10 protein-coding genes and 1 pseudogene are annotated in these 14226 nt (G+C 39.0%); 3 read left to right on the forward strand and 8 right to left on the reverse strand.

The window, feature by feature from the left end; all coding sequences use genetic code 11:
- Window positions 1-37: 37 nt before the first annotated feature.
- The 6 genes from I6F50_RS02375 to I6F50_RS02400 all read right to left on the reverse strand — a co-directional run bounded on the left by I6F50_RS02375 (window position 38) and on the right by I6F50_RS02400 (window position 7523).
- Window positions 38-631, reverse strand: a complete 594-nt coding sequence (locus I6F50_RS02375; protein ID WP_165740628.1) for a DUF1287 domain-containing protein — start codon at window positions 629-631, stop codon at window positions 38-40.
- Window positions 632-658: 27 nt separating this feature from the next.
- Complete coding sequence (locus tag I6F50_RS02380; protein WP_197119167.1) at window positions 659-1138, reverse strand: hypothetical protein; 480 nt, start codon at window positions 1136-1138, stop codon at window positions 659-661.
- A gap of 221 nt (window positions 1139-1359) precedes the next feature.
- Window positions 1360-2082, reverse strand: a complete 723-nt coding sequence (locus I6F50_RS02385; RefSeq protein WP_166419035.1) for a SapC family protein — start codon at window positions 2080-2082, stop codon at window positions 1360-1362.
- Between the two features lie 23 nt (window positions 2083-2105).
- On the reverse strand, window positions 2106-3659 hold the full coding sequence (locus tag I6F50_RS02390) for a tryptophan halogenase family protein (RefSeq protein ID WP_197175234.1): 1554 nt from the start codon (window positions 3657-3659) through the stop codon (window positions 2106-2108).
- Window positions 3660-3732: 73 nt separating this feature from the next.
- Window positions 3733-6504 carry a TonB-dependent receptor gene (locus tag I6F50_RS02395; RefSeq protein ID WP_165740624.1) on the reverse strand — a complete coding sequence of 924 codons (2772 nt, stop codon included), beginning with the start codon at window positions 6502-6504 and terminating at the stop codon, window positions 3733-3735.
- A 251-nt stretch (window positions 6505-6755) separates the two neighbouring features.
- Window positions 6756-7523 (reverse strand): IclR family transcriptional regulator, encoded by a 768-nt coding sequence (locus I6F50_RS02400; RefSeq protein ID WP_166419038.1) that lies wholly within the window; start codon window positions 7521-7523, stop codon window positions 6756-6758.
- Window positions 7524-7758: 235 nt separating this feature from the next.
- Between I6F50_RS02400 and I6F50_RS02405 the strand changes: the two genes are divergently transcribed.
- The gene (locus I6F50_RS02405) at window positions 7759-8532 is read left to right on the forward strand and encodes a phytanoyl-CoA dioxygenase family protein (RefSeq protein WP_007378079.1); all 774 of its coding nucleotides are present in this window, start codon (window positions 7759-7761) and stop codon (window positions 8530-8532) included.
- A 77-nt stretch (window positions 8533-8609) separates the two neighbouring features.
- Window positions 8610-9713 (forward strand): 6-bladed beta-propeller, encoded by a 1104-nt coding sequence (locus tag I6F50_RS02410; protein WP_165727464.1) that lies wholly within the window; start codon window positions 8610-8612, stop codon window positions 9711-9713.
- Between the two features lie 227 nt (window positions 9714-9940).
- Here the strand turns inward: I6F50_RS02410 and I6F50_RS02415 are convergent, their stop codons facing one another.
- Window positions 9941-11167, reverse strand: coding sequence for an RNA-guided endonuclease TnpB family protein (locus I6F50_RS02415; RefSeq protein WP_197139627.1), 1227 nt, complete (start codon window positions 11165-11167; stop codon window positions 9941-9943).
- Window positions 11168-11205: 38 nt separating this feature from the next.
- Between I6F50_RS02415 and tnpA the strand changes: the two are divergent.
- Window positions 11206-11601, forward strand: a pseudogene (gene tnpA / locus I6F50_RS02420) (IS200/IS605 family transposase).
- Between the two features lie 141 nt (window positions 11602-11742).
- Here the strand turns inward: tnpA and I6F50_RS02430 are convergent.
- Window positions 11743-14208: a ricin-type beta-trefoil lectin domain protein gene (locus I6F50_RS02430; RefSeq protein ID WP_165727463.1), complete on the reverse strand. Its 2466-nt coding sequence runs from the start codon at window positions 14206-14208 to the stop codon at window positions 11743-11745.
- Between the last annotated feature and the right edge of the window lie 18 nt (window positions 14209-14226).

Raw genomic sequence — 14226 nt, forward strand, 5'->3', positions numbered from 1 at the left:
ATATCAATAAATGAGAGAACTCATACTTATAATCTGATTATTTATATTCTTGTGGGACGAAACGGTAATGCCCCGTAATTTTAAAATCGAAAAGCATGTCGCTTTTTTCAGGTCCTCGACCAATATTATGAACAATTAATGGATTCCCTGTGTCTTTTGCTAACTCATTCACAACCATACCAATATGCGGCAAATTACCTGGCAGCATCCACGTTACAATGTCACCCGTTTTATAGTCGTTCGCGTTACTTGATTTAGTGAGCACTTGACCATGATTTTTAAAGTAAGCCTGTAAGTTTGGCACTCGGCGGTGATCTATATTTTTATCAGGTTTGGTTAAACCCCAAATACGCTTAGAGGGATATAGCTCAAAGCTTTTTAGCATGTCCTCATGCACAAGCTTTTGCAAATCAATACCTAAAAGTCGATATGATCGAATAACTACATCGGTACACACCCCTACATTAGCGGGCACATCGCCACCCGGATAAGTAATAGAGCGATAAGACCCATCGTAGGTAACGTTGTATGTTGTTCTTTCAAGCAGCGCTGCAACAATATCGTCATCAAACGATGCCGCATAGGCATTTACACTAAGTAAGCTCAGTAAAAAAACAGTAAAGCGTGTCATATGCAATCCTTTGAAAATGTTCATTAACTACAACGCTTGAACCACGTGTTCAGGCACGTTTATTTTCTTGCCATTATTTGTAAAGTGCTTATCAAGACCATACGCCATTACTTCAAGTGGCGCAGCTGCATAACCAACCTGCTGAATTTCGGTTATGTAACGCAACATAAAAGCCTCGGCGCCAAGTTCACTCCATTGGGCTACGTGAACAAGTTCATGAAAATGCACAGCTAAATTATCAGCCACGTAAGGAAGCATGTAGTAAGTGTTTTTGTATGTAGTACCAGCCGCATCCATGTCAATAAAATCGCCTAGCCCCATTTCACGCAAAAAAGGAAAGTTAGGTTTGGGTATTTCATCGACAATAACGTAAAAGGCATTTTTTAAAAATTCAGTAGGATAAAACCCAGCAAACTCACTGGCAAATTTTTCACAGCTAATTCTTTGGTTTTTATATTTAATATTTGTTGCATCAATCCATTGTTCTATTTGTTCGAGCATGTCCATTCTCTTAATCATCAATGTTTGTTGGCTTGACATTTCCCATTGCGATACAAGCCGATAAGTTAAATGATACCAAAACCAAGGCAAATAATCGAACTCCAAAACCTAAGAAGTGAACACATAATAGTCTCGAGTTGTAGTTCATTCCTTATTTCATAGGTATGAGCATTAACTAATTCACACGAACAATCAGTGGGTGTAAGTAACGCTAATTAATAAAAAACTTATTTTAAATCGTGTAACCATTTTACTAACTTTTGAACATGTCCGCTCGAACATATAATTAGATGACAAGCTTGTATGTAACCCATTGAGTGCAGAACGTTTAGTGTTTCTGCAGATAGTTGTTGTAGTGTATCTGCGGCAATAGAATACAAGCCATTGTAGCCTTGTGTTTTGCCATTTGGTTGAGTGATGTTTAGCTGCACTGCTTCAATTAAATCGTGTTTTAGTAAGGTATTGATAAACGCGGTTGTGCGTTCGCCGCCGTTCATAAGCTTAATTAGCTGCTCACTCACATTAGTTAGATAAGCAGTTGGCTCTGAATTTTCATCAAATAATTGTACCCCTTCGCTATTACTTACTCTTGGGTGCTGCTCGTTAATTGTAACGGCTAACTGGGTTTGCTCACTATTATTTGAAAGCCTATTACCTACGCCTAGCTTAAATGGTTGTCGCTGAATGTGTAATGGCACGTAAGTAGCTTGCCAGATATCCTTTTGTAAAAATAGATTTTGTCCCTCATCAAAACCGGTTAAAGCAAACAGCTCAAATTGCCCAGTCTGATTATTTTTCATAAAATAGACTGGGTAGTCTAATGCAAGTTGAGAAAGCTCATCGGCAACAACCGGAATGTAGTTTATTGCCTCACCGTACTGTGCACCTCGCTCAGTTTTAATGCGAGTGTACTTATGTGTATTTTTATCGAGTAATACTGAGTTTGTCATAGTGTGTCGCTCTTATGTTTTAACTATATTTGCTGCATACCAAATTGATTAATTTGCACTAATAATTCTTTATTTGTAGGTAATTTATTAAGTAATTTTTGGGTGACTTGCTGGTTGTTGTTAACAAGCGCAATGGCCTTTTTAAAATAACTTTCTGAGTTGCCATACAGTTCGCTTGAGCCTGTAAACCCCATGCCATACATCACATATTGATAGCTTGCTGCTGGAAACACTTCTTGTGAATGATCAAAGTGGTTATCGCTTGGTGTATGATATTCCCAAAGTGATAAGTTATCTTTTAAGCTTTGTGGAATAGTACTTTGATGACAGTGCGCTTGCCAAAATGGGCTGTCGGTTCGTTTACTCAACATATAATGCAACTTTAAAAAGTCGATTATTCGCTCCCATCGATAACTAAATGTGCGGTTAAAACGCTGCGCAGTTATATTCATTACATGCCTATTGGCCGGAAATTGCTGGGCAACAAAATTGGCTGATATTTCTACCAGTAATAAAGCAGAGGCTTCCAGTGGCTCCAAAAAACCAGCTGAGAGGCCTACTGCGACACAGTTTTTATGCCAAAATTTTTCACGATGTCCTGGTTCGAAACTAAGCTTTTTAACTTTGTATTCGCTTTGCTGATCTTTATTAATATTTAAGTAATCAAATAATTGCTGCTTAGCATCTTCATCACTAATGTGTTTACTAGAGTACACATGCCCTACTCCACGGCGTGTTTGTAACCCTATATCCCAAATCCAGCCAGATGTTTGTGCTGTAGATAAAGTATGCGAGCATATTGGTTCGTCATCCTTGTATGGCATGTGTATGGCAAGCGCACTATCAGCAAATAATACATCTTTACAAGATTTAAACCCCACCCCTAAGTTCTCACCTAGTAATAACGATTTAAAGCCACTGCAATCAATAAATAGATCCCCAGCTATCTCTATTTTATTATTAAGGCTAACGCTTTTAATATCGCCATTTGTGCAATTGTTTACACCGACGACAGTGCCTACAATGTGTTTAACATTAAGATTATTAATGCAGTGGTTTTTTAAGAATGTAGCGAATAAGCCTGCATCCAAGTGATAAGCATAATTTGCTATTGCACTAAATTCGGGTGTGGTGATTTGTTTGGGAGCTAATCCGCTTTCGCATATTGATTGCTGCGCACTTACATACTGGGCAAAAGGAAGTTTTGGCTCGTTTTTAGTTAGCCAACTAGTAGCTAAGTTATGTTCATACATCCCTGTTGGTAGTTCAAGCGGGTGATAGTAATAGTCGTCTTCTTCACCTGTAATCCATTTGGCAAACTTGGCGCCTTGTTTAAACGACACATTACATTTTTTAATAAACTCACTCTCACGTATTCCCATATCTTTAAGGGTTCTTCGCATAGTAGGCCACGTCCCCTCACCTACTCCCACTGTTGGAATATCAGATGACTCTAACAGCGTTATATTTATTTTTTTACTGTGATGCTTTTGTAAATAAGCTGCAATTATTCCTGCACTTAGCCATCCTGCTGTTCCACCGCCGACTATTACTATTGATTTAATATCATCGTTCATAGCAACCTCGTTAGTTAAAAGGCAAAAACGACAGCGCTGAGCTGTCGTTTTGTATTATTTGTCAAAAACTAACTTACCATTTAGCACTTAAGCCAATGCTAAAGCGCGGACCATATTGCTCAGCAGATACTAATTGCTCTGCAAAACGACCATGGCGGCGTGTTGTTTCATTAGTTAAATTAAGTGCATCAAAGCTAACACCCAAGGTGTCGTTAATGGTGTAATTAAAACTAAAATCTAGCTGACCGTACGCCTCTGTAAATGTAGGCTCAGTTCCCAAAGACAGTAAGAAATCATCACGCCAGTTATAGGCTAAACGAACTTGGTAATCATCGTTTTCGTAAAAGCCGACCAAATTACCTGAGTCGCTTAGTCCTGCTAGTGCAATTGTTTGGTCAAAATCATACGGTTTAAACGATTCATCGCTATTAACTATCGTATAATTAGCAACGACGCCAAAGCCTGTATCAGGCACCATGTACTGCGCATTTAATTCCCAACCATCTACTTCACGATTTTGAAGATTATCTGGCGTTGCAATATCAAATTTAACAATCGGGTCTGACGCTTGGCTTAAACATGCTGGGTTAGGTGTATCTGAACTATCAGGACAACCAGGGCGGGGGTTAACACTTGGATCGCGTAACGGCTCGCCATTTACATCATTTAGCGTACCTTGCACTACGCCTGCACCAATGAAGTTTTCAACAAACTTTTTAAAGTAACCAACCGATGCATAGCTTCCGTCGTCTCCATACCACTCAACTGAAAAATCAAAGTTATCTGACGTAATTGGCAATAAGTTAGGGTTACCTTGCGATGCATTAAACGGTCCTTCAGGACGGGCATTAATGGTAGTTGATGGGAACATACCACCAATACCTGCACGGGCTAATGTACGACTATATGAAAAACGAGTTTTAAAGCCGTCATCTAAGTCGGCGCTTATATCAAAGTTTGGTAATATACGTGTATAACCACCTTCAAGCTCCTGCGGTGTTGCTGTTGCAGCAAATACAGGGCGAAGTTCTTCAGCATGACGATAGTTAAAAGCAACAACCCCAGGCTTGACTGAATAACCTGTTACATCGGTGTCTTCGTAGCGCACACCGACATTCATATCAATTGGAATATCGTTAAATTCGGTTTTAAGATCAAATGATACATATATCGCGAGCGTTTGCTCCTCAACCCCATTTGTAGAAATATTTGGCTCAATAAATAATCCTTCATCTCTGACAATATCTACAAAATCGTTGGCACTGTAACGTGGAATAAATGGAAATAGCTGATCCGAACCTGAAAACTCATCAGCAAAGTCACCTTGTTCATCAAAGGTTAGCCCTAGGTTGTCTAGGGGAATATCGACAAATGAAAACTGCTCAGAAAGATAAGTATCAATTTGGTAATCGGTATACATTACACCAAAATTAATAGCGCTGAGTGCCCCACTCTTCAAATTCTCCCATTGTCCACTTGCATGATACTGCTTAATGGTATTTTTCATTTCATAGCCACGGCGCTGATATAAATCAGATACGATATTAGCAGGATCGTATGCACCGCCTGGCAATGTAGAGTCATCGACAGTAATACTCGGAATATCACCCGAAAAGTTAGCACCAATTGATTTAACAGAACCCGGTACATTTTTTAAGTTAGCAATCGTTTCGGCAGTATCTCCATCAGGGTTTGAGTGCGATGTAGAGTTATGAGCGTCAAACGTAAGTTTCAATGAATCGCTGGCTTGCCACGCTAAGTTAAGGCCTAGTGAATCATTTTCTTTTTTTTCGTAGAGTTCCCACGCCCAAAAATTCAACTCATCATTTGCATTTTTAATATCAACTAACGTACCGTTGGCATCAGTTGTACCGGTTGGATTATCGAACCAAAATGCCATTTTATTTGTGTTACTAGTTTCTTCAAAGCGCGATAAAGTGTAATCAAGCGTAGCCGTTAAGTTATCACTTGGAGCATACTGTAAAACCAGCTGCGCATTTTGACGCTCGCGCTTAGTTTCAAATCGCTCCATTTCTGGCGTCCAAGGTACCCAATAAGTACCAGTTGGATTAGCTGTTGTATCAATTGCACTGCTATCTACTCCTGTGGGGTTAGCGCGATTACGTACCCAGCCTTGCGATGTACCTACGCGCTCTCGGCCACTTTCTCGCTCTGAATGCGACAGCGCAAGTAAAACACCAAATGTATCGTCTGCAAATGTTTGGCTAACCATTCCCGAAATTTCAGGTGTTAAATTAGAATCTTCAGAGCTGGTATCTAATATTCCTTTTGCATTAGCAAAGGCTTTAAAGCCATCAAAATCAAACGGCTTTGCTGTATTTATATTAATGGTTGCGCCAATCCCTCCAGAGGCTACATTCGCTTTACCTGTTTTATAAACAGACACACCCGATACACTTTCTGCTGCTATTTCTCTAAAGTTAAAGCTGCGCGAAACCCCCGCTTCTTGCAATACAGAAGAGTTAGGCATTTGGCGGCCATTTAAGGTAACAAGGTTAAAACCTGGACCAAAACCACGGACACTAACTTGGTTGCCTTCATTGTTTGCACGGTCGATTGATACACCACTAATACGTTGCAGCGATTCAGCTAGGTTAGTATCTGGTAACTTACCAATATCTTCAGCTGAAATAGCATCTACCACGCCCGATGAGTCTTGTTTTATTGACGCAGATTTACTTAATGCGCTTCTAATACCAGTTACTTGGATAACTTCAACATCACTTTGTACAGTTGTCTCGTTTTCCTGTGCGGCATAACTTACAGGAGACGTTATCAGCATTGCTGCGCAAATCGCATTTAATTTAAATTGTGTGTTAGTCATTTTTGCACCTAAATATTGTGTTTATTACGTGTAATCGTTGACGGATTATTTACGGGATGCTTATTGTTATCATGATATTGTTAACAATTAACTTTACAATAAATTAGTTTAGCTAACTAAGTCAAACAAATTGACCATTTATTTTACAGTTAGCGTTGGTTTTTTATTCGACATTGTAAGCAAGCAGTAAAGTACTGAGACTTATGCATGATTGTTGAGCGGGTTGCTTCCTACAAAAGCGCCAGTTGGTATTAGCGCTCTAATAACGAGGTTATTTTTTGGGCGGTATTTTTAAGCTCGCTAATTACACTGTGTTTATTAGCGTGAGTGTTTAGGGTTGAGTCAAAAGAAGAAATGGTCAATGCAGCTATTAAATTTGCATTAGGCTTGCCAATTAAGACACTAAAATCGTGTACTCCGGCGATAAGTGGATTGCTTTGCATTATGTGCCCTTGCACTTTGATTGTGTTTAGCTCATTTAATAATGCTTTATAGGCGTCTTTACTAGCACTGTAAATTTCATCGTGTTCGATAAGCATTTGCCGCACTTCGTCATTACTGTTAGCTAAAAGCAGTTTACCCGCGCTTGAGCTACTAAGTGGAAATAAAGCCCCCTCTGCAATACTCAAATGCATAGGGCTTTTGCTACGCGCTTGCACTACCACCATAGCTTGGCTTTGATAAAGCATACTTAGATGACATGACTGTTCAATATTTACAGCTAGATCTTCCATATGTGGCAAGGCCGATTTTAGTACATTATCCATTGGTGAAATACTTCGCGATAAATTATACAACTTTAATGACAAATGATATCGACCAGAGGTTTCAGAGCGAATTAGATAACCGCGTTTTTCAAGCCCAACAAGTACTCTATAGACTTCGTTAGGTGTTTTTAAAATACCAGCCGCTATCTCACTTTGTGTACAAGGCCTTTTATTTTTTGCTAAAAATTCTAATATATCCAACCCCTTATCTAAAGCAGGAACTGCATATTTAGTTTTTGATTTATCGTTCATTTGTACTTATTTATGCCTTTTAAAATTGATAAACAATACGTTTGTTTATATATAAATTTAAAACTTTTATTTAGCTTGAAATTTTCAATAATAATTTAAAATCAATAACTTAATAAAACAAAACCCATTCATATATGAATTCTATATTTTTATATAAATTACGCTTGACCTAAATGCTTAACCGAGCAATCATTGTTAACAATATACAACTGTAAGAGAAAATGGAAATATATTTATGTCACACACTTATTTAACACCACAACAAATAGCTGATTTTCACCGTGATGGTTATATTATTGTCAAAAATTACTACAGCGCTGATGAAATTGAGCTATTACAACAAACTGCTTTTAATGACGATACACTCTATGAGCGAGCATGGGACAAAAAAGACGCCGACGGCGCTGTAAGTAAAGTCTGTTTATGGCAAAAAACAGGCGACGATTTATACAGTATGTTTTCTCGCGGTCGTCGTTTAATTGAAGTATGCGAAACACTTATTGGCGAAGAGGTGTACCACACCAGCACTAAAATTATGATGAAAGAACCATTTGTAGGTGGCGCCTGGGAATGGCATCAAGATTTTGGCTACTGGCATCGTGATAACTACATGCTTTATCCAAAATCAATTAGCTGTATGGTCGCCATTAATAAAGCGACGCAAGAAAATGGTTGCTTGCAAGTACTTAAAGGCTCACATCATTTGGGACGATTAGATCACAGTAAAACGGGTGACCAAAAAGGCGCCTGTTTAGAGTTTGTAGAAGAAGCAATGAAGTACCATGAACTTATCAATGTAGAACTTGAACCAGGTGATGTACTGTTTTTCCACTGTAATTTACTGCATAAATCAAATCAAAACCGTGCTGCAGAACCTCGCTGGTCAATGATCAGTGCTTACAATGCGATTAGCAACCAACCATTTAAAGAAAACGAAGCTGTTTATTACCCTTTAAATCGCGTTAACGATGATGCTATTTTAAATTTTAAAGCAAAAGAACGCACTTAAAGTAACCTTCTAGCCTAAACCAGCTTATGCATTATAGCCCAATGCATAAGCTGGTTTTTTTATATGGAAAATTCTGTATGTTAACCTCAGAGCAAAAACACCTTATACCTCACGCTACTCCTAAAAATGACGAAGACCCGCACGGGAAAATAATTGGCCAAGGTCAATTTAAATACAAAATAGACGCCCACTGGGGGAAGTTAAACCCAAATAAATACCCTATAGAAAATTGTCATGCGATGGTGATGGACTCACAAGGGAGAATATTTATGATCACCGATAACACGACTAATAATATTTTAGTTTATAGCCAAAACGGTGAATTACTTGACGCTTTTGGAAGCTCTTTTCCTGGTGGACACGCTATAAAAATTGTAAAAGAAGGCGAGCAAGAATTTTTATACGTTGTAGATAGTGGCTGGATTGTTAATCGCCACTGGGATGGTCACAGCACAGAGCAATGGGATAGCCCTACTAACAATGTCATTCCACAGGCTGGCTTTATTTCCAAAATGACCTTAGATGGCAAACTGATTTACAGTATTGGCCATCCACAAACGTGCGGTGCTTATAAACCCGAGCAACCTTTTCGCCCTACTGATATTGCCATTGCCCCCAATGGGGACTTATACGTAACCGACGGTTATGGTAGCGACTTTTTACTGCATTATGATAAACAAGGCCGCTATATAAACCATTGGGGCGGTCACCATAATGATGACGAAAATTACAATTTACACAACACCCACGGTATTGAAGTAGACTTACGCGATCCATCAAATCCCACATTAATAGTAAGCTCTCGTTTTGAGCAATGTTTAAAAGTATTTTCGTTTGATGGTAAGTACCTTGATAGAATTAGCGCTAATGGGGCATATATTGGCGGTCCCGTGTTCAAAGGCGAACTATTTTATGCACCTGTTTGCTGGTCGCATATTGACAATAAAAATGCTGACGACTCTGGCTTTATTAGTATATTTGATAAAAATAACACGCTCATAGCTAATTTAGGAGCACCGCAACCCCAGTACATAAACGGTGAACTACAACCGATGCAAAGTAACGGGGACATTTTTAATCACGTGCATTGTATTTGCGTAGATCAAGACGATAACTTGTATGTTGGCCAGTGGAACTCCTCTAAAACATACCCCATTAAATTAATAAAACAACCATGCTAAGTTTAACGCTCTGAGAAAAGTGTTTATTTTTAATAATGAGTACCTTGTACTCATTGTGAAGCATAAAACTCACAGGCTTAACAGCAAAAATACACCTAAAGCCATTTCTCGCATATTTAGTATTAGTTTATTTGTATCGTGTTAGGTGGTTGTAGCCATACTAGTGAACTACCCATCGACGCCACTACGTGTCGATCAATCGGCTTCTACAGTCTAGCTTTTGAATGCTAGGCTGCTTCTTTTTTCTCAGATCCAACAGCAAACTTCGATAGCTCGAAGACTTTTATTTTATTAGCTGCTTTCCGCTGAGAAGTGGGATTAACCCTTGCGACGATTCCAGCCGCTATTAAGTCTAACTCACCTGTGTTCGCTATGCTTTTAGCCGCTGAAAGGTCGCGATTTTGATTCGCTCCGCAAGCCACACAAATGAAATGTCTATCGTTCAATGTTAAAACATGGTGCTGGCCGCATTCTGCGCAAATCCCAGTCGATTTTTCAAATCGACCAATTTCATGATAGAGCTTGCCTTCAAGCTCAGCCTTGTATTTTGAAAGCTGAGTTATCAGAGCCATCACATTGTCGGCCACCATGCTGCCATTGAATTTTTGCATCGCTTTTACGTTTAAATCTTCAAACACTAAAATGTCATTTCCATTGGTTATCTGTCGTGAGATTTGGTGTGCAAAGTCGAGCCTTTGCCTTGAGATTTTACCGTGTAATTTATTGATGCGTTGTTTTGTTTTGTGCCAGCGATTTGAGCCTTTATTTCGGCGAGCAAGCTGACGTTGCAATTGATTTAATTTTGCTTTTGATTGCTTTAAAAACTTTGGATTGTCGCCCACGTAGCCGTTCGAGCCAACTACCGTTTGCTTTGAGTTAATGTCAAAACCTGTGATTGTTTTTAAAACGCGAAGCGCTGTTTTGCACTCCACTTCTTGAGTAATACTGCATTCCCATTTACCGTGGCGATACTGAATAGTTACCGTTTTGATTTTGCTCGCCAGTTCGCGATGTAAAATGATAGGCACTTTACCAACTTTTGGAATACTGATAGTGCCATCTTCAATACGGATGCAATTAGAATTGTTTACCACTCGAAATGAATCGTTGTGAAGTTTTTTCTGTTTGTATGAGATTTTATGCTTTGGAAAGCGCTGCAAACGGCCTTTCGAGATTGCGTTCTTTAACGCTGTTTCTAAGTCGCGAGCAACTTGCTGAGCTGCTGCCGAGTCAAAAGATTTAATCCACGTAAACTCTTCAAAAGGCTTTATTTCCTTAAGAAGCGAGGCCATATCTTTGTAGAACAAGAATGTTTTATCGAACTCATATCGACGCCTATTTTCAGATAGCAATAAGTTCCAAATACCACGCGCTGTCGCGCCAAACTCTATGAGTTTAGCTTCTTGTTCTGGCGTAGGATTCAGTCTGTAATTGTATCTAAGCGTCTTGTTCATACACTGTATAGACTACTGTATATGAAAGGGTTGTCAAGATGGAATATGAAACTAAATCACACTGCAACTATCTAATAGCGTTACATTTAATCTTAGTTGTGAAATATAGAAGGCAATTGCTACAAGGTAACTTAGGTGAATGTGTAAAACAAAAAATCTCTGAAATTGCAGAGCGCTCAGAATTTAATATTGAAGAGATCGAGGTAGACAAAGATCATATACACATATTGCTTACGATTTCCCCGACCATTTGTGTTGCGAGTTATGTTCGTAGAATTAAACAATCAACGACACAAAGCCTATGGTCGAGATTTAAGTAGTTGAAAAAGTAATTCTGGATCGAGAAAACCTTTTGGTCTGACGGGTATTTTGCTTGCTCAGTTGGAAATGCTTCTGCTGATACAATTCGAAAATACATTCAAGATCAGGGCTAGTTATTCCGATTCATCCCATCGACGCCGCTTCGCGTCGAACAATGGGTTTTCTCGGAAAGATTCGATAAAAATAAAAAACTGCGAATCTATTATATAGATAAACCCGCAGTTTGTTTATTACTTAACCTTTATTACACCTTTTTAGCGAGTAATACGTTTACTCATTTTAAAGTTTTGTAGTGTAAGTGAACTAACAGCGCCGCCAGTGTCTGGAAATGTCACTTCAATACTATTCGTTTTTGCAAGGTCGCTATAAGGTACCGGTATTTCAAGTACACCAAAGAAACGTTCGCGTCCTAACCCTCCATTAACCTGGTCGTACCCTCTAAAATCAGTAGGTACAGCGACTTTATTACCATTAACAGTAACCGTAGGTGTAAGCGACTTACCATGAGGACGACCAACACCTAAGCGTAATACTGCCTCGCCATTAGTTCCTTTATCAACGTTATTAATTGTAAAAAACTGAGTTGAGTTAGCAACAATATCTTTAACCACAGCACTTGCGTAGTGCTTAGTTTCTTGATTAATATTATTAATTATCACATTACTTTGATGACTAATTTTAATGATCATCGTTGACTCTGTGCCCAAATTAACTAAATCAGGTAATACTGTACTATCGTTATCATCAAGGACTGGTTTACCTTGAGCATCAGGATGTAAATGCTTAATGTTTACGCCAGTAACGCTATTAGAACCACCGCCTAAAACACTTAAATCAATATTGGTTGGTGAATTTTCAAGGCTGTTTAATACCAAATAAACATCTTTGCCATCAACATAAGCATCTGCTTGTATATCCAAATCACTCGCCCAGCTATCGATTCGCGTCCCTTTAATATCTGACCAAAGCTGGTAAAACTTAACCATTTCGGTGTAAACCCACTGCTCGCCGGTTTCACCTTCTCCCTCTTTAGCTTGACGTAGTAAACGCCAGTAATACGGAATGGTATCGCTTATACGGCCCCACTCTGCTTTTAATGGAATAAACGGTATGGCTTTATCAATACGGTTAGGCCTTTCCATAAAGCTCATAAGCATAGAGCTCATTGCTTTTAAACATAGCCAATCACGTTGCGGTGTCCATTTAGTGCCAAAAGACCCTTGCAGTTGCGATCCATATTCCGAAATGACTATTGGTTTAATACTCCCCCATTTATAAGCCATGTATTGCTCAACCATATCAAGAGTCGCTTCCATGTTACTACCTTTACGGTATTGCTCTTGATGTTGACCACCAGGGCCGCCTGGAAAGTTTGGAAAATCGTATAAGTGCATCGAAATAAAATCCATTTTATCTCCTGCAATATCTAGAAATGCCTTGTCGCGTTGCTTCCAATTATCAAAATAGTTTGCCCCTTTTTCATAATCAGGAAATGCCACTGTAAAACCGCCTACTTTTACATCGTTCAATGCTGAATTATTATGAACTACATCTGCAACTGAGTTATGTAGCCTAAAGATGTCATATAGACTTTCTTTGTCATAACCTTTATGAGGAAAGTCGTGTAGTTCAAATAGTGGCTCGTTCATAACTTCAAGGTATGTTGGGCGCTTTTGACCTAGAGTATCTGATGCGCCAGCTTTAAAGTACTTTTGTAAAAACTGCGCCATATAATCACCAAGCGCGGTGCCTAGTGGTTCGCCGGCAGTATCAGTTTGCGAAAAAGACCAGTTTTGGTTACCAATTTTAGTACCATCTGGGTAATAAGGGTGCTGCTGTGCTGCGACAATTAAATCACTGTTACGCCCTTCATGCTTTCGCATTGCTTTAGCTTCATCTGTGGTAATATTGGAGTAATTCCATTTAACACCGCCACCATTAGTTGTAGCCGTTACCGCACTTGCATAACCTGGTTTAGCCGAATCTTCTGGTAACTGTGTTAATTGATATTTCATGCTGCCGGTATCGCGGCCAAAATATACATCATAATTTTCTAAAAAGTTCGTCATTAAATTAGGATCAGCATTAGGCGCATTTAAACTTTGAGCATTATTTCCAAACCAGTCACTTTCGGTATTTGATGAATGTAATGTAATAAACTTACGACGATCAAAACTATCAAACTGACCCACCGCATGCTTAGTATCAATATTAAACTGTACCTTGACTGTATCGTTACTAACGTTTGCACCGCTATTTACTTGTTGCTCAACAACAAACTTACTTTGATTTGCACCACACTGCGATTTAACAACTAAATTACTACCGTCTGATGTGTTAGTTGGTTGAACACATTTACCTCCTGATACATGCTTAATAGCATTAGCCGACGTTTTAGTAAACTTCACTCGGTTATCAAAGTCACAACCCGACCACAAAACAAGTTGCTGTCCATCGACGGGGTTTGCTAAGCCGCCAGGGTGGACGCATAAACCCGACTTAACGTGCTTTATACTCCCACCAGATGTCCAGCTAAACCCTGCTGCATCACCGCTACAGTTATTGTTTAATACTACTTGAGTACCATTTACTGCATTATCAGCGGTTCTAAAACACATTTGTGAAGACGTTTGTTTAATAACAGTGCCAGCGTGTGCATTAAAAACGCTTGAAAGTAATAGCGCGCTCGAAATCGCGCAATACAATGAGCTTTTTTTCATTTTTTGTTACCTATCTTG

Source organism: Pseudoalteromonas sp. NZS127_1 (genome assembly GCF_015864295.1).
Classification (GTDB): Bacteria; Pseudomonadota; Gammaproteobacteria; order Enterobacterales; family Alteromonadaceae; genus Pseudoalteromonas; species Pseudoalteromonas arctica.

Coding starts and splice junctions, on each gene's coding strand:
- I6F50_RS02390 (WP_197175234.1), bottom strand. CDS start 3,659: ATGAACGATGATATTAAATCAATAGTAATAGTCGGCGGTGGAACAGCA.
- I6F50_RS02410 (WP_165727464.1), top strand. CDS start 8,610: ATGTTAACCTCAGAGCAAAAACACCTTATACCTCACGCTACTCCTAAA.
- I6F50_RS02405 (WP_007378079.1), top strand. CDS start 7,759: ATGTCACACACTTATTTAACACCACAACAAATAGCTGATTTTCACCGT.
- I6F50_RS02400 (WP_166419038.1), bottom strand. CDS start 7,523: ATGAACGATAAATCAAAAACTAAATATGCAGTTCCTGCTTTAGATAAG.
- I6F50_RS02430 (WP_165727463.1), bottom strand. CDS start 14,208: ATGAAAAAAAGCTCATTGTATTGCGCGATTTCGAGCGCGCTATTACTT.
- I6F50_RS02375 (WP_165740628.1), bottom strand. CDS start 631: ATGACACGCTTTACTGTTTTTTTACTGAGCTTACTTAGTGTAAATGCC.
- I6F50_RS02385 (WP_166419035.1), bottom strand. CDS start 2,082: ATGACAAACTCAGTATTACTCGATAAAAATACACATAAGTACACTCGC.
- I6F50_RS02380 (WP_197119167.1), bottom strand. CDS start 1,138: ATGGACATGCTCGAACAAATAGAACAATGGATTGATGCAACAAATATT.
- I6F50_RS02395 (WP_165740624.1), bottom strand. CDS start 6,504: ATGACTAACACACAATTTAAATTAAATGCGATTTGCGCAGCAATGCTG.
- I6F50_RS02415 (WP_197139627.1), bottom strand. CDS start 11,167: ATGAACAAGACGCTTAGATACAATTACAGACTGAATCCTACGCCAGAA.